General features: G+C 71.4%; 17 protein-coding genes and 1 other RNA gene. 10 read left to right on the top strand and 8 right to left on the bottom strand.

Annotated elements, in window-relative coordinates; genetic code table 11:
• Window positions 1–318 precede the first annotated feature (318 nt).
• The gene (locus tag DEJ33_RS03860) at window positions 319–3,018 is read left to right on the top strand and encodes a LuxR family transcriptional regulator (RefSeq protein ID WP_111077316.1); all 2,700 of its coding nucleotides are present in this window, start codon (window positions 319–321) and stop codon (window positions 3,016–3,018) included.
• A 97-nt stretch (window positions 3,019–3,115) separates the two neighbouring features.
• Here DEJ33_RS03860 and DEJ33_RS03865 read toward each other — a convergent pair whose 3' ends face one another.
• Window positions 3,116–4,420: a glycosyltransferase family 2 protein gene (locus DEJ33_RS03865; RefSeq protein ID WP_111077317.1), complete on the bottom strand. Its 1,305-nt coding sequence runs from the start codon at window positions 4,418–4,420 to the stop codon at window positions 3,116–3,118.
• A gap of 388 nt (window positions 4,421–4,808) precedes the next feature.
• Between DEJ33_RS03865 and DEJ33_RS03870 the strand changes: the two genes are divergently transcribed.
• The 8 genes from DEJ33_RS03870 to DEJ33_RS03905 all read left to right on the top strand — a co-directional run bounded on the left by DEJ33_RS03870 (window position 4,809) and on the right by DEJ33_RS03905 (window position 15,290).
• On the top strand, window positions 4,809–6,221 hold the full coding sequence (locus DEJ33_RS03870; protein ID WP_111077318.1) for a nucleotide sugar dehydrogenase: 1,413 nt from the start codon (window positions 4,809–4,811) through the stop codon (window positions 6,219–6,221).
• An 11-nt stretch (window positions 6,222–6,232) separates the two neighbouring features.
• Window positions 6,233–7,252, top strand: coding sequence for an NAD-dependent epimerase/dehydratase family protein (locus DEJ33_RS03875; protein WP_111077319.1), 1,020 nt, complete (start codon window positions 6,233–6,235; stop codon window positions 7,250–7,252).
• A 2-nt stretch (window positions 7,253–7,254) separates the two neighbouring features.
• Window positions 7,255–9,084: a glutamine--fructose-6-phosphate transaminase (isomerizing) gene (gene glmS / locus DEJ33_RS03880; protein ID WP_111077320.1), complete on the top strand. Its 1,830-nt coding sequence runs from the start codon at window positions 7,255–7,257 to the stop codon at window positions 9,082–9,084.
• A complete protein-coding gene (locus DEJ33_RS03885; RefSeq protein ID WP_111077321.1) occupies window positions 9,081–10,673 on the top strand; it encodes a polysaccharide deacetylase family protein in 1,593 nt (530 codons plus the stop codon). Before glmS ends, DEJ33_RS03885 begins: the two co-directional genes overlap by 4 nt.
• 1 nt (window position 10,674) lies before the next feature.
• The gene (locus DEJ33_RS17100) at window positions 10,675–11,487 is read left to right on the top strand and encodes a hypothetical protein (protein ID WP_181436514.1); all 813 of its coding nucleotides are present in this window, start codon (window positions 10,675–10,677) and stop codon (window positions 11,485–11,487) included.
• A 78-nt stretch (window positions 11,488–11,565) separates the two neighbouring features.
• Window positions 11,566–12,285 (top strand): M50 family metallopeptidase, encoded by a 720-nt coding sequence (locus DEJ33_RS03895; RefSeq protein WP_181437244.1) that lies wholly within the window; start codon window positions 11,566–11,568, stop codon window positions 12,283–12,285.
• 324 nt (window positions 12,286–12,609) lie between these two features.
• Window positions 12,610–13,986 carry an O-acetylhomoserine aminocarboxypropyltransferase/cysteine synthase family protein gene (locus tag DEJ33_RS03900; protein WP_111077323.1) on the top strand — a complete coding sequence of 459 codons (1,377 nt, stop codon included), beginning with the start codon at window positions 12,610–12,612 and terminating at the stop codon, window positions 13,984–13,986.
• Complete coding sequence (locus tag DEJ33_RS03905; protein WP_111077324.1) at window positions 13,986–15,290, top strand: LLM class flavin-dependent oxidoreductase; 1,305 nt, start codon at window positions 13,986–13,988, stop codon at window positions 15,288–15,290. The genes DEJ33_RS03900 and DEJ33_RS03905 overlap by 1 nt, the downstream gene beginning before the upstream one ends.
• A 79-nt stretch (window positions 15,291–15,369) precedes the next feature.
• Here the strand turns inward: DEJ33_RS03905 and DEJ33_RS17105 are convergent, their stop codons facing one another.
• The 7 genes from DEJ33_RS17105 to DEJ33_RS03940 form a co-directional block, all read right to left on the bottom strand.
• Entirely contained in the window at window positions 15,370–16,191 is an 822-nt protein-coding gene (locus tag DEJ33_RS17105) for a hypothetical protein (RefSeq protein ID WP_181436516.1), read from the bottom strand.
• Window positions 16,192–16,342: 151 nt separating this feature from the next.
• Window positions 16,343–16,719, bottom strand: a transfer-messenger RNA (tmRNA) gene (ssrA, locus tag DEJ33_RS03915).
• Window positions 16,720–16,844: 125 nt separating this feature from the next.
• Window positions 16,845–17,321 (bottom strand): SsrA-binding protein SmpB, encoded by a 477-nt coding sequence (gene smpB / locus DEJ33_RS03920; RefSeq protein ID WP_110902063.1) that lies wholly within the window; start codon window positions 17,319–17,321, stop codon window positions 16,845–16,847.
• A gap of 151 nt (window positions 17,322–17,472) precedes the next feature.
• Complete coding sequence (gene ftsX, locus DEJ33_RS03925) at window positions 17,473–18,387, bottom strand: permease-like cell division protein FtsX (protein WP_110902062.1); 915 nt, start codon at window positions 18,385–18,387, stop codon at window positions 17,473–17,475.
• Window positions 18,384–19,139 (bottom strand): cell division ATP-binding protein FtsE, encoded by a 756-nt coding sequence (gene ftsE / locus DEJ33_RS03930; protein WP_110825177.1) that lies wholly within the window; start codon window positions 19,137–19,139, stop codon window positions 18,384–18,386. The genes ftsX and ftsE overlap by 4 nt, the downstream gene beginning before the upstream one ends.
• A 93-nt stretch (window positions 19,140–19,232) precedes the next feature.
• The gene (gene prfB, locus DEJ33_RS03935; protein ID WP_111077325.1) at window positions 19,233–20,342 is read right to left on the bottom strand and encodes a peptide chain release factor 2; all 1,110 of its coding nucleotides are present in this window, start codon (window positions 20,340–20,342) and stop codon (window positions 19,233–19,235) included.
• 43 nt (window positions 20,343–20,385) lie between these two features.
• Window positions 20,386–21,549 carry a cysteine desulfurase family protein gene (locus tag DEJ33_RS03940; protein WP_111077326.1) on the bottom strand — a complete coding sequence of 388 codons (1,164 nt, stop codon included), beginning with the start codon at window positions 21,547–21,549 and terminating at the stop codon, window positions 20,386–20,388.
• Window positions 21,550–21,607: 58 nt separating this feature from the next.
• On the opposite strand from DEJ33_RS03940, the gene DEJ33_RS03945 reads away from it, so the two are divergent.
• Window positions 21,608–23,653 (top strand): glycogen-debranching protein, encoded by a 2,046-nt coding sequence (locus DEJ33_RS03945; RefSeq protein ID WP_111194288.1) that lies wholly within the window; start codon window positions 21,608–21,610, stop codon window positions 23,651–23,653.
• Window position 23,654 lies beyond the last annotated feature (1 nt).

The raw sequence follows: 23,654 nt of genomic DNA on the forward strand, positions 1-23,654 counted from the left end.
GGTGGATGCAACGGGATCCCTAGTCCCAGCGTGCACCGGACCGCCGTCATTCGTCCGAAGACCCTAACCCGAGGGGTGATCAAGACGATGACATCATCGTTCCCGAGCGGAACCGAGCCCACCCAGGCTCGTCATCCGCGATCTGTCCACACGTCGACCCTGCCAGCGAACCGGGCCACCCACCCGTCGTCCGCCGGCACCACCCACCGCGGAGCCACCCACTCCGCTGCGGGCTCCCACGTCGTCGGCTTCCCCGCCGGCGCGTCTCGCTCCCCCGTGCCTGTCACTGGCCCTGGCGCCGGAGGCCGGTGAGTCCTGATGGAACTCACCGGTCGACGCACTGAGGTCGACCGGATCACGACCCTCGCCGTACTCCCTCGGGAGTCCGCGCTGGTCGTCGTCGGCGATCCCGGCTCCGGACGCACAAGCGTCCTCGACGCGGCCAGCAGCCGCGTCTCCCTCCCCGTCGTCCGCATCGGCGTGAACGGCAGCGAATCCCGCTGGCCGCTCGGTGGTGTGACGACGCTCTTCAGCGCACTCGACGACCCCCGGGCCGCCGCACACGTCACCCGGATCCTCGGGACCATGCGCGACGCCGACCCCGCGCAGGTCATCGTCGTGGCCCACGAACTCCTCGACACCCTGCGCACGCTCCAGATGGCGCCGACCCTGGTCCTCATCGACGACCTCGACCGGATGGACGAGGCGAGCCAGACGCTCATCGCGTTCCTCGCCGGTCGACTCGTCGGCACGTCCCTGCGTGTCGTCGCCACGGTGACCAGCGTGCCGTCCGACAGCCCGCTCGCGGCCCTGCCGGCGCTGCGCCTGGAGGCCCTGCACCCGGACGAGGCACTGCTGCTCGCCCGTGAGATGGCCGCCGACGACGCGAACGACGGCGTGCTGGCGGTCATCGCGGAGCAGACCGCCGGCAACCCCGGCGTGCTCCGCGAGCAGCTCGGCATGCTGCGCCGTGAGCAGCTGCTCGGCACGGAACCCCTCGTGCTGCCGCTGCGCCCGACGCCGACCACGGACCGGGTCGCAGCGCCCGTGTTCGCGGCGGTCGCAGGACGCGATCTGGACGTCCTGGCCCGCCTCGCCCTGGTGCCCGTCACGAAGGCCGCCGGTCCGGAGTGGGACCGCGACGTCGTCGAGGACCTCGCGTCCGTCGGCCTCGTCACGGTCCGCGGTCAGTCGATCTCGGTCCGCTCCCCGCTCGTGCGTTCCTTCCTGCACTGGCGGATGACGGCCCGCGACCGTCGGGCGGCCCACGCCGAGCTCGCCGTGTCCGCCGCGACCCACGACCCGCGTTCCGCGTCGTGGCACCGGAGCTTCACGGACGACGTCCCGGACGCCGTCGCCCTGCTGCACGCCGCCCTGGCGTACGCGGCGGACGGCGACCCCGCTGCAGCCGTGACACTGACCGAGCGCGCATTGCACGTCGGCACCCGTTCCGAGAGCGAGCACCTTGCGCTCCTCGCGGTCGCCGAGGTCCTGCTCGCACACCGGCTCCTCGGCTACGCGGCACGGTACCTCGCCGCGATCGCGCCGTTCCGGTCCCGCCTCGACGACGTACGCCGCCTGCGGCTGCACTACTCGGTGCAGTACCTCAACGGCGAGGCCGTCGAGGCCGACGAGCTCCTCGTCCCCGCCGACGCGACCGACGCCGACGAGGCGGAGGCCGTCACGGGCCTCCTGGCCATGGTCGCCAGCTTCCGGGCCGAGGCCTGGGAACTGGAGCACGCCCGTGACCTGCTGCACCGCGCGGAACCGTTCGAGTCGGCGCTGCCGGCCGGCACGGCGCAGATCCTGCAGGCCGCTCGGCAGATGGTCGCCGCGGTCGACGGGCACCTCCCGCCGGACCGGGAGCTGCACGACGGACTCGCGACGACCAGCCTGCTGGCCCTCTCCGACCCGGCACTGCTCCTCCTCGCCCACGCGCTCAGCCTGTCCGAGCGGTACCGCAGCGCCCGGCGTGTGTTCGCGCTGGTCATCGCCCGCTCCTCGCACACCGCACCGGTGTGGGTGGAGGCCGCCCGGTACCTGACCGCCGAGAACGAGGTGCGCTCGGGCAACTTCCGGCTCGCCCTCCGTGCGATCGACGCCTGGGAGACCGGGTCGAGCGTCGTCGAGCGACTGCGGGAGCCCTCGCGGGCGATCGCGATCGCCTGGCGGCACTTCCTCGAGGGACGCCCGCTGGTGAGCCTCGAGGTGCTCGACCGGTGCCTGGCGCTCCGGTCCACGAGCGGGCTCTGGGGCGCGACGGCGAAGCTGCACGCGTTCCGCGGTCGGGTCCTGCTGTTCGAGGGCCGCGCGGAAGAGGCCGCCGTGGCACTCGAGACCGCCGACGCGATCGGACGGACGGTCCGGAACCCGACGGTGCTCCGGCACCTCGGGGACCTGATCGAGTCCTACGTCCGGCTCGGACGGACCGACGACGCGCGGACCATGACGGCCCGGCTCGCCGCCGACCACCGGGCGCACCCGTCGCGCTGGGGTGCCCTCGTCCTGGCCCGGAGCCTGGCGCTCGTCAGCGACGACACCTCCCGGGACGCCGCACGCCACCGTGCGCTCGAGCTGTTCGAGCCCACGGATTCGCAGTTCGAACGGGCCAGGACCCTCGCGGCACTCGCCTCGACGGGCACCGGTCCGGACCGTGCACGACTCGGCGCCGCATCGGCTGCGGCGTACGAGGCAGCGGGGCTCCGTCGTCCGCTCGTCACCCCGCAGGGCGTCGCCGCGATGCCGCCGGCGGTCGGCTCGTCCGCGCTCCGGCAGTCGCAGTACGACTCGACGCCCTCGCCGACGACGCCGCGGAGCGCGCCGGACGGCACGCCGGTGCTGACCCTGCTCACCGCCGAGGAGCAGGCCGTGGTCCAGAAGGTCACGGAGGGCTACCGGAACCGCGAGATCGCCTCGTCCCTGTACATGTCGCAGCGGACGGTCGAGCTCCGGCTCACGCAGATCTACCGGAAGGTGGGGGCGCGCTCGCGCTCGCACCTGGTGGCGCTGCTGGGGTAGCCGCGACGGCGCACAGGACGGGAGGCCCGGTACCAGCTGGTACCGGGCCTCCCGTCCGTCATGGTGCCGACTCGAGGCCGGGTCGGTGGACGCGCGGTCAGACGGTCGCCGCGCGGCGCGTCGGGCTGTGCCAGACCCCGCTGGAGCCACCACGGAACGCCAGGACGAGCGCCCGGAGGCACAGGTACGAGTCGAGGACCCGGAGGAGCGGGAACGTCAACCCGTACAGGACGTACACGCCCCGACGTGACACCACCGCGACGACGATCGTGAGCAGGTAGTCGGGCAGCAGCACGCCGATCACGATCCCGGTGACCGGGTCGACGGCGAGCACGGCGTCCGGGAAGCCGGCACCCATCCCGAGGGCCACCAGGACCGCGGCGGTCCCGGCGAGCGCCACCGCGGGCAGCAGCAGGAGCATCATCAGGCTCGACGTCAGGAGCTCGAGGACGAACAGTCCGGTGGCGAGCCCGAAACGGCGGAGGCCGAACCGGTGGCGCCGGAGGGTCTGCCAGAAGCCGAGGTTCCAGCGACGGACCTGCTTGGCGTAGTCACGGAGAGTGTCGGGGTCCTGCGTGTAGGCGACGGCGGCGCCGGGGCGGAAGGCGACACGACCGAGGTCCTTCGCGTGCACCTCGAACGTCATGTTGAAGTCCTCGATGGCCAGCCCCTCGGCGGTGATGTCGATGTCGCGGAGGATCCGGGTGCGGTACATCGAGGCGAAGCCGGGGACGATGGCGACGACGTTCGCGGCGGGGGCGGCCTGGCCGAACTTCTGCAGGTACTGGACGGCGACGTAGACGCGTTCGCGGTAGGCGACGAGCAGGCGACCGAAGACGGTGGGGGCTCGGGGCTCCAGGATGGTGGTGGCACGTCCGGCGACGGCGACGACGTCGGGTGCGGAGAACTCGGGGAGCCCGGTGCTGAAGTAGTCGGTGGACAGGTGTGTGTCCGCGTCGAGCAGCATCATCACCTCGAAGCGTTCGGGGATGGCGAAGTGCTCGATGGCGGCGGCGATCGCGCCGGCCTTGCCGCGGTTCGGCTGCAGGTCGTACACCTGCGCGCCGGCGGCACGGGCGATCTCGACGGTGCGGTCCGAGGAGCCGTCGGAGACGACGAGGATCTGCTCGGGCGGCAGGTGTTCGGCGGCGGAGCGGATGGTCCGTTCGATGACGAGTTCCTCGTTGTGCGCGGCGACGAGGACGGCGACGTCCGCGGTCGTCGGCGGGCGGTAGCCGCGCGGGACGGGTGCCGGCATGCCGCGGCGGCGGGCGCGGCGACCGCGGCCGTCGGCGCCGATGCGGTGGAGGCGGGCGGTGACCACGCGGGTCGCGCCGACCGTGGTCCAGAGGATCGTGTTGACGCCGAGGACGAGCACGAGGGCGACGACGAACGTGAGCATGGGGCGACGCTAAGCCGCGCGGAGTGGGCCGCGCACCGCATTCCCGCAGCCGTGGCCGCATGCGGTTGCGGGAGTCCGCATGCGGTCCCGCAGTCGCCGCCACGGTGCTGCGGAGCACCGCAAGACCGGTCCGGGGGCGTTGCCGGAGGGGCACTCGACCCGTGATGGTGGCAACGCACCGACCGCCGGCCCCGTCATCGGGGCAGGACCGCGTACCCGAGATCGGTACCCGACCGGCCGCACCCGGACCGCCGTCGTCCGTCCCCGCCTGATCCGGGGACGGACGACGGCCCGGACGAGGCCCACCTGATCCCGCGGTCCACCCGACGGCGGTCGGTGCCTGCCGGGACGACCCTCCCGGTTGTGTCCCGACCCGAGGGGAACCCGCATGTCCATCGCACCATCGCCGTCCGACGCGCTGTCGGTCCGCACGTCGCCGGTCGCTCCGTCGACGTCGGCCGTCCCGACGTCCCCGGACGTCCCCGCTTCCCTGCACCGCAGCGTGCCGGGCACCGACGGCACCACCGCGGCTGGCGGTACCCGTGGTTTCGAGTTCGACGTGGCGATCGTGGGCCTCGGCTACGTCGGGCTGCCGACCGCCCTGGCGTACCACCACTCGGGCACCTCGGTGATCGGCCTGGACGTGTCGCAGCGTCGCCTGGAGACGATCCGGTCCCGCGGCGCCGACCTGCTCGAGGACGACCGGGTGCGTCTGGAGTCGGCGTTCCTGGCGGACGACTTCGTCCTCACCGACGACCCCTCGATGCTGGCACGTGCCGCGGCCGTGATCGTGTGCGTGCCGACGCCCGTCGACGAGTACCTGGTCCCGGACCTCGCGATCCTCCGCGGCGCCGCGGCGACGGTCGTCGAGCACGCCGTCCCCGGGCAGCTCCTCATGCTGACGAGCACCACCTACGTCGGGTGCACCGACGACCTGCTCGTGCAGCCCCTCACCGAGCGCGGGCTGCTGCCGGGCAAGGACGTGTTCGTCGCGTTCAGCCCGGAGCGCATCGACCCGGGCAACGCCTCGGTCGCGCACGAGGACGTCCCCCGCGTCCTCGGTGCCGCGACGCCGGAGTGTGCGGAGATCGCGGACGAGATGCTCGGCCGCTACGCCCGGGTGCACCGCGTTCCCTCGCTCGCCGCGGCGGAGATGACGAAGCTCCTCGAGAACACGTTCCGCGCCGTGAACATCGCGCTGGCGAACGAGTTCTCGGACATCTGCCGCACGATGGGCATCGACGTGGCGGACGTCGTGGACGCCGCGGCGACCAAGCCGTACGGGTTCATGGCGTTCATGCCGGGCCCGGGCGTCGGCGGCCACTGCATCCCCTGCGACCCGCACTACCTGCTCTGGCAGCTCAAGGCGGACCGGCAGGCAGCGCCGATGATCACCCAGGCGATGACCGAGATCGCAGCCCGTCCGGGTCGCGTCGTCGACCGCACCCGTGAGGTCCTCTCGGACGCCGGCCGTGGTCTCCGCGGCGCCCGGGTGCTCGTCGTCGGCATCGCGTACAAGCGCGACGTCGCCGACCTCCGCGAGTCGCCCGCGCTCGAGATCCTCGAGGGCCTGCTCGCCGCCGGTGCCGACGTCGGGTTCGCGGACCACCGCTTCGACTCCGTCCGCCTGCACGACGGCACCGTCCTCGACGACGTCGTCGACGAGGCCGCCTTCGGCGCGGACGTCGTGCTCCTGCACACCCGGCACAGTGACGCCGACCTGTCCTGGATCACCGGCGAGCAGCTCGTGATCGACACCACCTACCGGGCTGCGGACCTCACCGGCCGCATCCTCCTCTGAAAGGGAACGCCATGAAGTCCATCGTCACCGGAGGCGCCGGGTTCATCGGCAGCCACCTCGTCGAACGCCTGCTCGCCGACGGCGACGACGTCGTCGTCCTCGACGACTTCTCCACCGGTCGTGCCGACAACCTGGCCGCCGTGGCCGGACACGACCGGCTGCGCGTCGTCGAGGGCAGCATCCTCGACCGTGCGCTCGTCACCGAACTGGTCGCCGGGTCGGACCGGGTGTTCCACCTGGCCGCCGCGGTCGGTGTGAAGCTCATCGTGGACCACCCGCTGCAGGGGCTCCGCACGAACATCCACGGCAGCGAGAACGTCCTGGACGCCTGTGTGGCCGCCGGCGCCAAGCTGCTCCTCGTCTCGACGAGCGAGATCTACGGCAAGAACACCGCCGACGCGCTGCACGAGACCGCCGACCGCGTCCTCGGTTCGCCGCTCGTGGCCCGCTGGACGTACGCCGCGGCGAAGGGCATCGACGAGGCCTTCGCGCACGCCTACTTCAAGGAGTACGGCCTGCGCGTCGCCATCGCCCGTCCGTTCAACACCGTCGGCCCGCGCCAGACCGGCCGCTACGGCATGGTCGTCCCGAACCTGGTCGGCCAGGCCGTCCGCGGCGAACCGCTGACCGTCTACGGCGACGGCGTCCAGTCGCGCTGCTTCTCCTTCGTCGGCGACGTGGTCCCCGCGATGGTCGCGCTCATCGAGCACGAGGAGGCCTACGGCGAGGCGTTCAACCTCGGCGGCGAGCGCGAGATCAGCATCGCCGAACTCGCGGAGCTCGTCATCGACATCACCGGCTCGGACAGCCGGATCACCTACGTCCCCTACGACGAGGCGTACGGCGAGGGCTACGAGGACATGCGTCGTCGTGTCCCGGACAACACCCGCGCCAAGGCCGCCGTCGGGTTCGCCCCGGTGACCCCCCTGGAGGCCGTGGTCCGGTTGGTCGCCGAGGACCTCCGGACCCGGACGGCCGACTCCGCCGCCGCCGTGGCCAGCGCGCCGGCCGGTGCGACGGCGGTGGTCTGAACATGTGCGGCATCATCGCGGCACGCGTTGCCGACGACGCCACCCCGTACCTCCTGGACGGCCTGGAGCGCCTGGAGTACCGCGGGTACGACTCCGCCGGCATCGCCGTGCGCACCAGCACCGGCCGCACCGAGACGATCCGTTCGGTGTCCCGGGTCGGCGACCTGCGCACGCTGGTCGCCGCCCGTTCCGGTGACCCGTTCACGGGCATCGGCATCGGACACACCCGCTGGGCGACGCACGGCGCCGTCCGTGAGACGAACGCGCACCCGCACGCCGACTGCTCCGGCCGGATCAGCGTCGTGCACAACGGCATCATCGAGAACGCGGACCTGCTCCGCGCGCAGCTGAGCACCCAGGGGCACGTGTTCGCGTCCGAGGTCGACTCGGAGGTCATCACGCACCTGGTCGAGCGTGCCCTGGCGGTCGACCCGGACCTGATGCTCGCGGTGCAGATCGCGACCGCGCAGCTCGAGGGGTCCTGGGCCATCGTCGTGCTCGACGCCCGGGACGGCCGGATGGTCGTCGCGGCCGACCGGTCCCCGCTCGTGGTGGCCCGTGCCGCCCGCGGTGACTTCGTCGCGAGCGACATCGGTGCGATCGCCACCTGGGCCGAGACGTTCGTCGCGCTCCGTGACGGCGACGTCGTCGAGCTCGGCGAGAGCTGGACCTGGTCGTCCCGCGGCGAGATCGTGGCGGTGCCGTTCGCGACGCCGTCGCCGTTCGCCGCCGAGGCGCTCGAGCTCGGCGACCACGCCGACCACATGGCGAAGGAGATCGAGGAGCAGCCCACCGTCGTGGCGGAGATCCTCGACCGCATCGCCGGTGGTGCGGTCGACGGGAGCATGTGGCGCGGCCTCGGGCTCGCGCCGTTCGAGCGCGTCGCGGTGGTCGCGTGCGGCACGTCGCTGAACGCCGGGCAGGTCATCGCGACCGCGCTCCGCGGGCTCGGCGGCGTCCCCACCGACACCGTCGTCGCGAGCGAGGCCGACCAGGCCGTCCTGACACCGGGCACGCTGGTCGTCGCGATCAGCCAGTCCGGCGAGACCGCGGACGTGCTCCGTGCGCTCGACCGGTTCGCGGACCGGTACCAGGTGCTCGCGCTGACGAACAACCTGCACTCCTCGCTCGCCCGACGAGCCGACGCGGTGCTCGACTGCCACGCCGGGCCGGAGATCGGCGTCGCCGCGACGAAGACGTTCACCGCGCAGGTCGTCGTCGGCGTCTCGGCGATGATCTCGGCGCTCGTGGCGTCCAGCCGGATCGACCGGTCGCGGGCACTGGCGCTCGTCGGCGACATGCAGCGGCTGCCCGGCCTCCTCGCCGGTGCGGCCGAAGCGTCGCTCGACCGGATCCCGCTGCTCGTCTCGAGCGTGCGGGACGCTTCCGGGTTCCTGTTCCTGGGACGTGGGGCGGGCCTCCCGTTCGCCGCCGAGGGTGCGCTGAAGCTCAAGGAGCTCTCCTACCGGTGGGCCGAGGCCTACCCGGCTGGTGAGCTGAAGCACGGTCCGCTCGCTCTCGTCACCGACGGCACCCCCGTGGTCGTCGTCGACAACGGCGAGCACAAGATCCAGGCGAACGTCGCCGAGGTCCGTGCCCGCGGCGGCTTCGTCATCACCATCGGTGGTGTCGGCGCCGACGTGCCCGCACTCGGCCGCGACGCCGGCCGGCTGCTCTCACGACGGACCGACGTGACAGACCAGGGCATGTCGCTCTGGGGGCCGCTCGAGTCCGTGGTCCCCCTCCAGATGCTCGCCCGCGAGCTCGCACTGCAACTCGGCTGCGACGTGGACAAGCCCCGCAACCTCGCGAAGTCGGTGACGGTCGAATGACCAAGGACCAGTCGTTCAACCGTCTGACGGTGATCCTCGCCGTCCTGGCGGCGGTGGCGATCGTCGTCACCGGCCTCCTCGGGGCAGCCCCGGCACGCGCCGCGACGACCACGAAGCCCGTCACGGTCAGCCTGACCTTCGACGACGGCGACGCCGACCAGATGCAGGCCGCGCAGGCGCTGCAGCAGAACGGCCTGACCGCCACGTTCTACATCATCACGGGCTACCTCAACGCCCCCGGCTACATGCAGCAGTCGGACCTGGCCACCCTCGCAGCGGCCGGCAACGAGATCGGCGGGCACAGCGTCACCCACCCCGACATGTCCGCGCTGTCCCAGGCCGAGGCACAGCGGCAGGCCTGCCAGTCCCGTGCCACGCTGTCGTCATGGGGCTACACCGTCCGGAGCTTCGCCTACCCGTTCGCGGAGTCGACCACGAAGACGCGTGACGCCGTCCGCGCCTGCGGGTACACCAGCGCCCGTGGCCTCGGCGACGTCCGGACACCGTACGACTGCGCCGGCTGCGTCACGGCGGAGACCCTGCCGCCGCGGAACGCCATGCTGACCCGGGCACCGAGCCAGGTCGAGGCGAACTGGACCCTGGCCGACCTGCAGCAGCAGGTCACCCAGGCGAAGACCGACAAGGGCGGCTGGGTGCAGCTCACCTTCCACCACATCAGCGACGACACCTCGCTCGACCCGACGACCTCGCCGGCACTGTTCGCACAGTTCGCCCAGTGGCTCGCCGCCTACTCCGCGGACCCCGCGAACGCCACCACCGTGAAGACGGTCGGCGACGCCGTCGGCACCCCGGTGCAGCCGGTCGTGCAGTCCCCGGTCCCGGTACCCGCAGCCCCCGGTGTCAACGCGGTGCAGAACCCGTCCTTCCAGACGACCTCCACCACCAGCCCGAGCGGCCAGAAGTGCTGGCAGTACGGCGGGTACGGCTCGAACACGGCAGCGTTCAGCACCGTCACCCCGGGCCGCACCGGCACCACCACCAAGGCGGCATCGCTGACCGTGAGCGACCACGTCGACGGTGACGCCAAGTGGTTGCCGACGTTCGACCTCGGCGACTGCGCCCCCACCGTGGTCGCCGGCCACACGTACTCGCTCCGCGAGTACTACAAGGCGAACACCGTCACGCAGTTCACCGTCTACCTGCGCGACTCGACGACCGGCTCCTGGCACTACTGGACGTCGAGCCCCTGGTACGCCTCGGCCTCGACGTGGACGCAGGCGGTGTGGACGACGGACCAGATCCCGGCCGGGTTCGACGGGATCAGCTTCGGCCTGAACCTGTTCTCGAACGGCACGCTGACCACCGACGACGTCGCCGCGTACGACACCGTCGGCGCCCCGCCGCTCGCGACCACCACCACGACGACGAACAGCGCGACGACGAAGGCGAAGGCGAGCAGCAGCGTGAGCCGGATCGCCCCGGCCGTGGACGCCCTGACCGTCCGGTCCCGTGCGGTCCTCGGGCAGCTCGACACGTCGGGCATGCCCGGCCAGCTCGACACCCCGTCCACGCCTGCCGGTTCGGCAGCCGCCGCATCGTCGGCGCTGCCCGGCACGATCGCCCGGTGACGTGAGCACGACACCCGAGCCCCGACCCCGGGAGACCCGCACCCGCGGCTCCCGGGGCCGCGGTGCGCGTCCGCGCACGGCTGCGGCACTCGTCGGGACACTCGCGCTCGCCGCGGTGCTCGCCGGCTGCGGCGGTCCCTCCGGCGGGGGCGCGGTGGCCCGCACCTACCCGTGGCACACCAGGATCGTCTCCACCACGTTCTGGGTCGGCGAGGTCTTCGACCCGGACGCCGACGACGGCAGCCAGGTCTACTCCACCTACGACGACGACTGGCAGGGCAGCTACGGCGGCTGCGACGGCGTCATCGTCGAGCGTGTCTGCCAGACCGAACGACGCCGAGCCGCGAACGGGTACTTCCCGACGCACATGAAGCCGAAGGAGAACCCGTTCTACCTCGACGTCCCGTACGACGACGTCAACGACCGCACCGGGTTCCGCGACCGCGACCGGGTCGTCCCCTGGGCGGGCGACCCCGCCTACCGGAAGCACCGCGGTGACGACGGCTTCAGCTACCTCAAGAACCGGTGGGTGCAGCTGAGCAAGGACGGGCGGACCTGCTACGGCCAGGTCCAGGACGCCGGCCCCGGCACCTACCACGACAGCGCCTACGTCTTCGGCCCTGGCAACAAGCGACCGGCCAACAAGCGGTACAACGGTGCCGGGGTCGACGTCTCCCCCGCGCTGAACGGCTGTCTCGGGTACGCCGAACTCGACGGCGAGGACGACCGGGTGAGCTGGCGGTTCGTCGAGGCCGACAAGGTCCCGAACGGACCGTGGCGCCGCATCGTCACGACCAGCCAGGTGTCGCAGTGAGCGCACCTGCCGCGAGCACACTCCTGAGAGGGGTGTGCTCCCAGTGAACCGCTGAGGACGGTCTGCGACGATGTCGGCTTGACCTCCCTGCCCGCATCCGCCGTCTTCGGTGCCCTGCTCATCGGCGCCGTGCTCCCCCTCGTGCCGTTCCTCGGTCGGGTCGCCCGCCTGGCCGCGACGATCGTGCACGAGGTCGGGCACTGCGTCGTCGTCGTCCCCTTCGGCGGCCGCATCCGACGCATCGACCTGCACCCGGACGGCTCCGGGGAAGCCTGGGTCCAGCTCGGACGGGTCCCCGGCGGCATCCGCTGGCTGGTGCGGCTGCTCAACCTCTTCGCCGGCTACAGCGCACCGATCTGGGCCGGTGTGCTGCTCGTCACCGGCGCCGTCGTCGGTTCGCCGTGGCTGCCCGTCGCCGTGCTCGGCGTCGTCGGCCTGGTCGCCCTGCTGTTCGTCCGGAACTGGTTCGGGCTGCTCGTGGTGATCGGGTTCGACGCGCTCGCCGTCTGGGTCGCCGTCCGCCCGTCGGACCTCACCCTCCTCGTGGTGTCCGCCCTCGGTGCCGCGCTCCTCGTCGACGGGCTCCGCTCGCTCGTGCAGGTCGTCCGGTGGCTCCTCACCGGGGCGCGGGTGCAGACCGACTTCCACATCGCAGCGGCCGAGATGCACCTGCCCGCGGTCGTCTGGTTCGTGCTGTTCCTCGCCGTGGACGGGGTCGCGGTGTGGGCTGCCCGGGGGCCGCTGCTCGCCGTCGGCGACACCGTCCTCACCGGCGTCCGCGCCCTCCTCGGCACCTAGCTGGCACGACGGAGGCCAGGACCTGCGACCCACCGGGGCGTCGGCTTCCTGGCGACCGATCGCGTGGACAGCACGGTGGCGGCCGGCGCCGAGAGCGACGACGTCCGGTCGTTCCCGGGCGACGCAGTGCCCGCACGGCCCGCGTCCGGATCCGCCGGGCGACTCGCGGTCGTGCTGCGCGTCGCCGCCGGACGGTCGGCGGCCGCACCACGTCCCGCTCCGTAACCCGACGCCGCAATCGGCCCGCGACCATGCCGAGCCTGCGAGAGTACGGCAACGACCGGACGCGGGAGCGGCCGGACGACCCGGCACGGAGGTGGACGCATGACGGACGAACGACCCGGTTTCGCGACCGAGCAGGTGCACGGCGGCTTCATGCCCGACACCGCCCACGGTGCACGGGTGCCCGCGATCCACATGTCCTCCGGCTTCCTGTTCGACGACGCCGCCCAGGCCCGCGACCGGTTCGCCGGGACCGACGACGGCTACACGTACACCCGGCTCGGCAACCCGACGAACGCCGACGTCGAGCGACGCGTCGCCCTCCTCGAGCGGGGCGCCGACGCGATCCTGGTGAGCAGCGGTCAGGCGGCCGCGACGGTCGCGTTCCTCGGGCTCCTCGCCGCCGGGGACCACGTCGTCAGCGCCGCGAGCATCTACGAGGGCACCCGCGGCCTGCTGCTGCAGAACCTCGGCCGGCTCGGCATCCAGGTCGACTTCGTCACCGACGCACGAGACCTCGAGGCCTGGGCTGCAGCCGTCCGGCCCGAGACCAAGCTTTTCTTCGCCGAGTCGATCCCGAACCCGAAGAACGACGTGCTCGACATCACCGGCGTCGCCGAGGTGGCCCATCGCGCCGGTGTCCCGCTCGTCGTCGACAACACCCTCGCGACGCCGTACCTCGTGCAGCCCGTCGAGCACGGAGCCGACATCGTCATCCACTCCGCCTCGAAGTTCCTCTCCGGGCACGGGGCCGGCCTCGGCGGGGTCGTCGTGGACGGCGGCCGGTTCGACTGGAGCGCGAACCCGGAGCGCTGGCCGCACCTCACCCAGCCCGACCGTGCCCTCGGCGGCGCCAGCTACGTCGACCGTGCCGGCACCGGTGCCTTCCTCGCCTACGCGCGCGACGTCGTCGCCTCTCGCATCGGACCGACCCCCTCGCCGTTCAACGCCTTCCTCCTCCGCCAGGGCATCGAGACGCTGTCGCTCCGCGTCGAGCGGCACGTGGCGAACGCGCTGACGGTCGCGACCTGGCTGGAGGCGCAGCCCGAGGTGACGAGTGTCGACCACGCGGGTCTGGCCTCCAGTCCGTACCACGACCTCGCCCAGCGCTACCTGCCGCGCGGAGCCGGTTCCGTCTTCGCGTTCACGCTCGCCGGCGGCGAGCCGGCCGCGCACGCGTTCATCGACGCGGTCGAGCTGTTCAGCCGGATGACCCACCTGGGCGACGTACGGTCGCTGGTGCTGCACCCGGCGACGACGACGCACGCCGGGCGCACGGCCGCCGAGCGGGCGGCGCAGGGCATCGACGACGGGCTCGTGCGCCTGTCGATCGGCATCGAGGACGCCGCCGACCTGCTCCGCGACCTCGAGCGTGGGTTCGCCGCGGTGCGCGCGGTCACGACGGACGGTCGGATCGTCGGCCGGGAGGGGCACCCCGCGCCCGGCACGGCGGTCACCGTCCTCGACGGGGCCCACTGATGGCGAGGATGCAGCACGTCGGGTACTTCTTCTCGCGCGGCTTCGGCCCGCAGGCATGGGGTCGAGCGGACTGGCACTGGGGCCACGACTGGACCAGACCGGAGATGTACCAGCAGGCCGTCCGTGCCCTCGAGGACGCCGGCCTCGACCTGGTCATCGCCGAGGACGCGATCTCGCTCGGGAACCCGACGACCCTCGACCTGCGGATCCGGCAGGCGTACGGCGGGCCGAAGCACGACCCGCTGCTGCTCGCGCCGTGGCTGTTCGCCGCGACACGGCACATCGGCATCGCCCCGACCGTGAACGCCGGCGTCACCCCGCCGTACCTGGCAGCCCGACAGCTGGCGACGCTCGCGCACCTGTCGTCGGACCGACTCGGCGTCAACGTCGTCACCGACGTCGGCAGCGCGCGGCACGCCGGACTCGACCCGCTGCCGCACGACGCCGCCTACGACCGCGCCGAGGAGTGGATCGGCCTGCTCCGTCGGCTCTGGCACTCGTGGGGGTCGGGACACCTGCAGTCCGAGTCGGACTGGCACTTCGCCGACGGATCCGAACTCGACGCGTTCACCCACGAGGGCCGGTACTTCCGGACCGCGGGGCCGCTGAACGCCCTGCCGCTCGAGTCCGACCCGGTCGTGGTCTCCCCCGGTGGTTCCGGCCGTGGACTCGGCTTCGCGGGCGCACACTCCGACGTGCAGCTCGCGCTCGCTCCCCTGTCGGCCGCCGCGGTCGCCGCCTACCGGACGAAGGTGCACGCCGCCGCCGCCGAGGTCGGACGCCGACCGGAGGACCTCCGCGTCCTGTTCGTGCTCAAGCCCGTCGTGGTGGCCTCACCGGAGGAGGCCGACCGCATCGTCGAAGCGTCCCGGCACCCTTCCGACGAGGACCTCCGCACGGTCGCGCTCGCGTGGGCGAGCGACTCCGAGACCGACCTGCTCGCACTCGACCTCGACGCGCCGATCCCCGCCGGCACCTTCGCCGACCACGTCTCGGCCGGCACCGTCCGGGGGCTCCTCGGGGACACCCCGGACGCACCCCTGCGCGAACTGCTCACGCGGAAGGCCCGCCTCGGCCGGGTCGCGGACCGCTCGGGCTTCGTCGGGACGGCGGAGGAGTTCGCGGACTTCATCGAGGAGCTCGGGTCGGACGCCGACAACGACGGGGTGATCCTGTCCGGCGACCTGCACCCGGCGCAGGTGTACCGGATGCTCGGCGACCTGGTGCCGGTGCTCCGCCAGCGCGGGATCCTCCGCCGCGAGTACGGCGCGGGCGGTCTGCGGCAGAACCTGTTCGACTTCTGACTTCCGCAAGACGCAACCCCGGCGTCAGGACGGGACGTCACAGCGTTGCGTCCTGACGCCGGGGTTGCGTCTTGCGAGGCTACTTCTTCTTCTTCTTGCTGTCCTTCTTCTTGCTGTCCTTCTTCTTGCCGTCCTTCTTCTTGCCGTCCTTCTTCTTGCTGTCCTTCTTGCTGTTCTTCTTGCCGTCCTTCTTCTTGCTGTCCTTCTCGGCGGGCGGCTTCTCCGGCTGCAGCGGGGCGGGCTCGGACGCAGCGGCCGACTCGACACCGTCGACCGGCTCGACGACGACGGCCGAACCGGTGTCCACGAGCACGTCGACCGCCTGTTCGCTGACGACCGGTGCCAGGGCGTCCTCGACCCGCTCGACCAGGACCTCGGCACCGGACTCGGCGAGCCGCAGCAGCGCCTGCGCAGCGCGCAGTCGCGTCGTCGACTTCCGTGCCGACGCATCCGCCCGGGCACCCTCCAGGAACGTCCGGAGCGCACGCTCGGGCACCGACCGTCCACGCGGAGCGGAACGGTCCAGGCGGTCCAGCTCCCCCGCGATCCCGGCGGCGTCGTCCTCGACGTGCTCGTGCCGGACCGACTCGAGCAACGCCGCGACCGCAGCCGCCGCCCGTTCGACACCCGGAGTGTGCTGGTCCATCACGACGAGCATCTCGAACACCGCGCCGTAGGACATGGTCTCGAGACGCACCGGCTCGGCACCACGACCGCGCAGCACCAGCCGCGCGTCGGGCGTCGGCAGCCAAGCGACCACGGCCGCGACGGAGGCGACCGACCCCACGATGCGCTCGTACTCGGCCAGTCCCAGACGGCCCTGCTCCCGCAGACGGACTCGGATCGCGATCTCCTGCACGGTGTACCTCTCGTTCGGGACGGCGCCGACGGGGTGCGGCACCGTGTCCCGGAGCGTAGCCCTCGCACCCGGCAGGACAGGATCGGGCCCGTCCCGACAACGGTCCCGGACATGCAAAAGGCCCTACACCGTCCGAGAACGGTGCAGGGCCTTCGATGGCAACTCACGTGACAGCGGTCCGACGATCGGCAGGTGGTGGAGATGGGGGGAATCGAACCCCCGTCCATCGCTGCAATTCGACGTCTTCTACGGGCGTATCCGGATGTTCGTTCTGCTCGGCCCCGTCCGTTGCTACCGGCTTCTCGGACGACAGGCCCAGTCTCAGTGCAAGTCCCGCACGGCCCTGAGGCGCAACCGTGCAGCAAGTCCTCTGGATGACGCCGGAACTCAGGTTAGAAGACGATCACCTGGCCGACGGACTTCATGTGCTGGGCTGCTTACGCAGCGAGAGCGAAGTCAGTGCGCTTGGAATTGGCACTTGTTGTTTTCCACGGATCGTTGACGAGATGACCGTGGGTCCTCGGCCCGCTTCCCGTCGGCACACAGGCAATGTCGAAACCGATCATCCCCATGCAGGCCGTCGTGCGAACCGCTGTCACGCTGTTGAGTTGCCAAGCCTGGTGCCCGGACGAACCGGGCCAGGCAGCTGTTCAGTCTACCGACTGAACACGTCCCATGCTAGTCGAGCTGGCTGGTCACTCGCCGAGACGGTTGCGGGAGCGCATGGCCCGCTCGGCCTCGCGCTTGTCGGTCTTCTCGCGCAGGGCCTGGCGCTTGTCGAACTCGCGCTTGCCCTTCGCGACCGCGATCTCGACCTTGGCCCGACCGTCGTGGAAGTAGATCTTCATCGGCACGAGCGTGTAGCCACCCTGTGCCGTCTTGTGCGAGATCTTCACGATCTCCTGCTTGTGGAGGAGCAGCTTCCGCTTCCGACGGGGAGCATGGTTGTTCCACGTCCCCTCGGTGTACTCGGGGATGTGCACGGCGTCGAGCCACGCCTCCCCCGCGTCCACGAACGCGTACCCGTCGACGAGCGACGCCCGGCCTTCGCGCAGCGACTTCACCTCGGTCCCGCTGAGCACCATGCCGGCCTCGTACGTGTCCTCGATGAGGTAGTCGTGGCGCGCACGACGGTTCGTCGCGACGACCTTCTCCCCGCGTTCCTTCGCCATGCCCGGCTCCTCTTCGTTCGGTGTGTCCGCGCTGCGCGCGAGCCGCCCAGCATATCGAACGCCGGGAGGCCCGCGCACCTTCCCGGGATCTCCCCGGTTACGGTGTGCGGGCCTCCCGACGTGGCGACCCGCGTGAGGGCCGGTGCTCGGCTCAGACCTTCAGGTACCGACGGATCGCGATGGAGGCCGAGACGGCCGCCAGGACGACACCGATCACGATGACCGCCGGGACGACGACCGCCGCGTCGTCCATCCCGATGAACGCCGTCCCGGAGAACCGCTTCGTCAGGTAGTTGCGGACGAAGAACCAGACCACGGCCGTGATCGCACCACCCGCGAGCACGGCTCCGACCGCGGCGGCGATCACCCCCTCGAGCACGAACGGCGTCTGGATGAACCGGTTCGAGGCTCCCACCAGCCGCATGATGCCGAGTTCCCGTCGTCTCGAGAACGCCGACAACCGGATCGTGGTGGCGATCAAGAGGACCGCCGCGACGAGCATCAGCCCCGCGATGCCGATCGCCGTGTACGACGAGGCGTTGAGCAGGTTGAAGATCGGCTGCAGGTACCCGCGCTGGTCGACGACGCTCTGCACGCCCGCGACCTTGGACAGGCTCTCGACCAGGACGTCGGCCTGCGACGGGTTCTTCAGGTTCACCCAGAACGTCTCGTTGAGGTACTCGGGCTTGACGAACTCCGTGGCGGGCGAGTCCTTGAACTGCTGCTTGAACCGTGTGTACGCGTCCTGCTGGTCCTCGAAGTACGCCTTCTCGATGTACGGCTTCAGCGTGGACGACTCGAGCTGCTGCTTGATCTGGGCACGTTGGTCGTCGGTCGCCTTCGCCCCGGTGCAGTTGCCCGTGGTGTCGGTGTCGGTGCAGAGGTAGACGGCGACCTGGGCCCGGTCGTACCAGTAGCCCTTCATCTGGTTGATCTGCATCTGGAGCAGGATCGCGGTGCCGACGAAGGTCAGCGAGATGAAGGTCACCAGGACGACGGAGACGACCATCGAGGCGTTCCGACGGAGGCCGGAACCGACCTCGGCCATGACGAGTCCGAGCCTCATCGGATGAGCCCCGGGATGGTCTGGATGCCGGTCGTGTTCGAGACGCCGCCGCGCTGGATGGGCAGGGCCTGGGTCTGGTAGCCGCCGGCCTGCTCGTCACGGAGGACCGTGCCGCCGGAGAGCTCGATGACCCGCCGCTGCATCTGGTTCACGATGCTCGCGTCGTGCGTCGCCATCAGGATCGTCGTGCCTCCTTGGTTGATGCGTTCGAGCAGCGCCATGATGCCCGCCGACGTCGTCGGGTCGAGGTTGCCGGTCGGTTCGTCGGCCAGCAGGACGGCGGGCTTGTTCACGACGGCACGGGCGATCGCCACGCGCTGCTGCTCACCGCCGGAGAGCTCGTGCGGCATGCGGGTCGCCTTCCCGGAGAGCCCGACGAGCTTGAGCACGTCGGTGACGGACTCGCTGATGAAGCCCTTGCTCTTGCCGATCACCTGCAGCGAGAACGCGACGTTGTCGAAGACGTTCTTGTTCGGCAGCAGTCGGAAGTCCTGGAACACGACGCCGAGGTTGCGGCGGAAGTACGGGACCTTGCGGGACGAGAGCGCGCCGAGACGCTGTCCGAGGACGTGGATCTGCCCGCGGGAGGGCTTCTCCTCCTTGAGGACGAGCCGGAGGAAGCTCGACTTCCCGGAGCCGGACGCACCGACGAGGAAGACGAACTCACCCTTGAGGATCTCGAGGGTGACGTTGTCGAGAGCGGGACTCGGGTTGCCCGAGTACACCTTGGTGACCTGGTCGAATTTGATCATGACCGGATCAGGGTAGGTCGCGAACCGGTGTTCCTGCTCCAGGCGCGCGGCTCAGGAACCCGCGGGGTCGCTCAGATCGGTGCCGGATCGGGCTCAGTCCTCGTCGGGACGCTTGCGCCACCGGATGCCGGCGTTGATGAAGCCGTCCAGGTCACCGTCGAAGACCGCCGACGGGTTGTTGACCTCGTACTCGGTCCGCAGGTCCTTGACCATCTGGTACGGCGCCAGGACGTAGTTGCGGATCTGGTCGCCCCAGCTGGCCGTGATCGTGCCGGCCAGTTCCTTCTTCTTCGCGCTCTCCTCCTCCTTCTTCAGGAGCAGGAGGCGCGACTGCAGCACGCGCATGGCGGCGGCACGGTTCTGGATCTGCGACTTCTCGTTCTGCATCGAGACGACGGTGCCGGTCGGCAGGTGGGTCAGGCGGACGGCGGAGTCGGTCGTGTTGACGGACTGTCCGCCGGGGCCGGAGGACCGGAAGACGTCGACACGGATGTCGTTCTCCGGGATGTCGATGACCATGGTCTCCGGCATCAGCGGGATGACCTCCACCGCGGCGAAGGACGTCTGGCGCTTGCCCGCGGCACCGAACGGCGACATGCGGACCAGGCGGTGCGTGCCGGCCTCGACCGACAGCGTGCCGAACGCGTGCGGGCCGTCGACCTCGAACGTGGCGGACTTGATGCCGGCCTCTTCCGCGTAGGAGGTGTCCATCACGGTGACCTTCTGGTCGTGCTGCTCGGCGTACCGCAGGTACATGCGCATGAGCATCTCGGCGAAGTCCGCCGCGTCGACCCCACCGGCACCGGCACGGATCGTGATCACGGCCGGACGGTCGTCGTACTCGCCGTCGAGGAGCGTCTGGACCTCGAGCTCGCCCATGGTCTTCGTGATGGCCTTGAGTTCCTCGGCCGCCTCGTCGGCGGACTCCTGGTCCTCGGCCTCGTTCGCCATCTGGACCAGGACCTCGAGGTCGTCGAGGCGCTGTGCGGTGGCGGTGAGCTTCTTCAGCTCGGACTGTCGGTGCGCGAGCGCGCTGGTGACCTGCTGCGCGTGGTCGGTGTCGTCCCAGAGGTCGGGCGCACCGGCCTGCTCGCTGAGCTCGGCGATCTCACGCTCCAGCCGGTCGACGTCGACCACGGAGCGGATGTTCCCGAAGGTCACTCGGAGGGCGTTGACCTGCTCGCTGATGTCCAGTTCGACCATGGTCCCCGATCCTACCGGCCGGGCGTCCGGCTCGACGCCGGACTCAGCGCCCGAGCGAGGGCTCCCGGCGCGCCAGACCCGCCGCACCGGCACGCTCGACGGCGACCGGCAGCGCCCGGAGGAAGGCGTCGACGTCCTGGTCGGTCGAGGTGTGCCCGAGGGTGATCCGGAGTGCACCGCGGGCGTCGTCCTCACCGAGGCCCATCGCGAGCAGCACGTGCGAGGCCTCGGGCACCCCGGCCTGACAGGCCGACCCGGTGGACACGGCGACCCCGGCGGCGTCGAGCAGGAACAGCAGCGAGTCCCCCTCGCAACCCGGGAACGTGAAGTGCGCGTTGTTCGGCAGCCGGTCGACCGGGTCCCCCATCAGCACCGCGGACGGCACCGCGGCCCGGACCCCGTCGACCAACCGGTCCCGCAGGTGCCGGACGTCGGCGTGCGGTGCGGCGGCGGCGACCCCGAAGGCCGCAGCACCCGGGGCGTCCTGCGTGCCGCTCCGCACCTGGCGCTGCTGGCCGCCGCCGTGGATGAGCGGTTCGACGACCGCGCGTCGGCCGAGCACGAGCGCGCCGACCCCGACCGGACCACCGATCTTGTGCGCCGAGACGCTCAGCGCATCGAGCCCGGAGGCGGCGAAGTCCACCGGGACCTGCCCGTAGGCGGCGACCGCGTCGCTGTGCACCGGGACGCCGACCGCGTGCGCGAGCGCCACGATCCGCTCGACGGGCTGCATGGTGCCGACCTCGTTGTTCGCCCACAGGAACGTGACCAGGGCGACGTCGTCGGCGGAGGCGAGTCGGGCCTCCAGTCCGGCCAGGTCGACGCGACCCTGCGCGTCGAGCGGGACGACGTCGACGACGGCGCCCTCGTGGCGCTCCAGCCAGTCGACCGTGTCGACGGTGGCGTGGTGCTCCCCCGCCGGCACCACGATGCGGGGGCGCCGACGGTCGCGCTGCCGCGCCCAGAACAGCCCCTTCACCGCGAGGTTGATGCTCTCGGTCCCGCCCGAGGTGAAGACGACCTCCACCGGGTCGGCGCCGAGCGACGCGGCGACACGGGCACGACCGTCCTCGAGCAGCATCCGCGCGTGCTGGCCGGCACTGTGGATCGACGACGGGTTGCCGACCGTCGCCATCGCGTCGGTGAACGCGGCGAGCGCCGCGGGCAGGATCGGCGTCGTCGCGGCGTGGTCGAGGTAGACGGGCACGGGGTACCCCTTTCTGGAGCGTTTTCAGGATACCCGGTCGGCCTCGTACCCTGGGGGCGTGTACGAGACCGCGACCGAGACCACGCCCGGCTTCCGGGTCGACGACGGCGACCCCCGGATGACGGTGCGGTCCGCCTCGGCGACCGCGGTGACGGTGGTCGTCGACGGCCGGGGCGCCTTCCCCCTGGCACGCCGGGGCGACACCGACGAGTGGAGCGCCAGCACGCCCGGCGTGCGGGTCGGGGACACGTACCACCTGCTCGTGGACGGACCGTCGGGACCACGGCACGATTTCGACCCGACGCGCCCGCTCCTCGACCCGTACGCACGCGGGATCGTCGCGACCGGCGCCGAAGCCGAGGCCGGCGCCGACGGCACCCGCTGGACCAGCGTCGTCGTCGACGGCGACTTCGACTGGGGCGGCGTCACGAAGCCCGTCGTCCCCCTCGACCGGGCCGTCGTCTACGAGGCGAACGTCCGGACCTTCACGAGCGCGAACCCGGCGGTCCCCGAGGAGCTCCGTGGCACGTACGCCGGCATCGCGCACGAGAGCACCATCGCCCACCTGCAGCGCATCGGCGTGACGACGCTGGAGCTGCTGCCCGTGCAGGCGTTCGACACCGAGCGCTGGCTGCGCGAGGCCGGGCGTGAGAACGCGTGGGGCTACAACACGCTCGGCTTCTTCGCCCCGCACGCGGGCCACGCCTCCGCCGGTGCCCGGGCCGCCGGTGCCGACGGGGTGCTCCGCGAGTTCAAGGGCATGGTCCGGCTGCTGCACGAGGCGGGGATCCAGGTGGTCCTCGACGTCGTCTACAACCACACCGCGGAAGAGGGTCTCGGCGGCCCCACGACCTCGCTCCGCGGGATCGACGCCGCCGGCCGCTACCGCTGGTCGGACACCGACACCTACTACGACACGACGGGCTGCGGCAACACCGTCGACACCTCGGTGACGGCGACCGCCGACCTGGTCCTCGACAGCCTGCGCTACTGGGCGCGCGAGGTCCAGGTCGACGGCTTCCGCTTCGACCTGATGGCGTCGCTGGCCCGCGACGCCGACCACGTGTTCGACCCCGAGCACCCGCTGCTCGAGCGGATCCGGAACCACCCCGACCTGCAGGACACGCTCGTCATCGCGGAACCGTGGGACGTCGGGCCGGACGGGTGGCGTACCGGTTCCTTCGGTGCCCGCACCCTCGAGTGGAACGACGGGTTCCGCGACACGGTGCGGAAGTTCTGGCTCGAGGACGTCGCCGACGAACGACGCCGCGGCGCCCCGGACGCCGGGATCGGGGCGCTCGCCGGAGCCCTCACCGGTTCGCGCCACCTGTTCGGGGCAGAGCGCGGCCCGCTGTCCGGCGTCAACTTCGTGACCGCCCACGACGGCTTCACCCTGCACGACCTGGTGTCCTTCGACGCGAAGCACAACGAGGCGAACGGCGAGGAGAACCGCGACGGCTCGAACGACAACCGCTCGTTCAACCACGGCATCGAGGGCGACACCGCGGACCGGGGCGTCCGTGCGGCGCGCGGGCGCTCGATGCGGAACCTGATGGCGACCGTGCTGCTCTCCGCCGGCGTGCCGATGATCACCGCGGGTGACGAGCGCAGCCGGACCCAGAACGGCAACAACAACGCCTACGTCGTCTCCGACGACCTGACACCGGTGGACTGGTCGGACGACGAGGACGCCGAGTCCATGACCGAGGCGATGGCCGCCCTGACCCGGCTCCGTGCGGCGCACCCGGCACTCCGTCCGTCGCGGTTCGGCGTCCCCGGGCAGACCACGCCCTCGGCGTCGCGGATGACCTGGTACGGCCCGGACGGACAGGCGATGACGGCCGAGGGCTGGGACCAGCCCATCCACCGTGCCCTGCAGTACTTCGTCGAGTCGACGCCGGAGCACGAGCCCTACGACCGCGTGCTGGTGGTCGTGCACGGCAGTGGACGCACCCGCGACCTGACGCTGCCGACGCGCGAGGACGTCTTCGCGTACCGGCTGGCCTGGTCCAGCGAGAAGCACCGCGACCACGACCGGCACCGCACCGCCGGCACCGGGTTCACGGCCTACGGCCCCGGCATCCACGTCTTCGAGGTCGTCTGAC

This window comes from Curtobacterium sp. MCPF17_047, assembly GCF_003234045.1.
GTDB lineage: Bacteria > Actinomycetota > Actinomycetes > Actinomycetales > Microbacteriaceae > Curtobacterium.

What these genes read in the sequence shown, in the direction of transcription:
- DEJ33_RS03860 (WP_111077316.1), top strand. Translation starts at nt 319, where the DNA reads ATGGAACTCACCGGTCGACGCACTGAGGTCGACCGGATCACGACCCTC.
- DEJ33_RS03865 (WP_111077317.1), bottom strand. Translation starts at nt 4,420, where the DNA reads ATGCTCACGTTCGTCGTCGCCCTCGTGCTCGTCCTCGGCGTCAACACG.
- DEJ33_RS03870 (WP_111077318.1), top strand. Translation starts at nt 4,809, where the DNA reads ATGTCCATCGCACCATCGCCGTCCGACGCGCTGTCGGTCCGCACGTCG.
- DEJ33_RS03875 (WP_111077319.1), top strand. Translation starts at nt 6,233, where the DNA reads ATGAAGTCCATCGTCACCGGAGGCGCCGGGTTCATCGGCAGCCACCTC.
- glmS (WP_111077320.1), top strand. Translation starts at nt 7,255, where the DNA reads ATGTGCGGCATCATCGCGGCACGCGTTGCCGACGACGCCACCCCGTAC.
- DEJ33_RS03885 (WP_111077321.1), top strand. Translation starts at nt 9,081, where the DNA reads ATGACCAAGGACCAGTCGTTCAACCGTCTGACGGTGATCCTCGCCGTC.
- DEJ33_RS03900 (WP_111077323.1), top strand. Translation starts at nt 12,610, where the DNA reads ATGACGGACGAACGACCCGGTTTCGCGACCGAGCAGGTGCACGGCGGC.
- DEJ33_RS03905 (WP_111077324.1), top strand. Translation starts at nt 13,986, where the DNA reads ATGGCGAGGATGCAGCACGTCGGGTACTTCTTCTCGCGCGGCTTCGGC.
- smpB (WP_110902063.1), bottom strand. Translation starts at nt 17,321, where the DNA reads ATGGCGAAGGAACGCGGGGAGAAGGTCGTCGCGACGAACCGTCGTGCG.
- ftsX (WP_110902062.1), bottom strand. Translation starts at nt 18,387, where the DNA reads ATGAGGCTCGGACTCGTCATGGCCGAGGTCGGTTCCGGCCTCCGTCGG.
- ftsE (WP_110825177.1), bottom strand. Translation starts at nt 19,139, where the DNA reads ATGATCAAATTCGACCAGGTCACCAAGGTGTACTCGGGCAACCCGAGT.
- prfB (WP_111077325.1), bottom strand. Translation starts at nt 20,342, where the DNA reads ATGGTCGAACTGGACATCAGCGAGCAGGTCAACGCCCTCCGAGTGACC.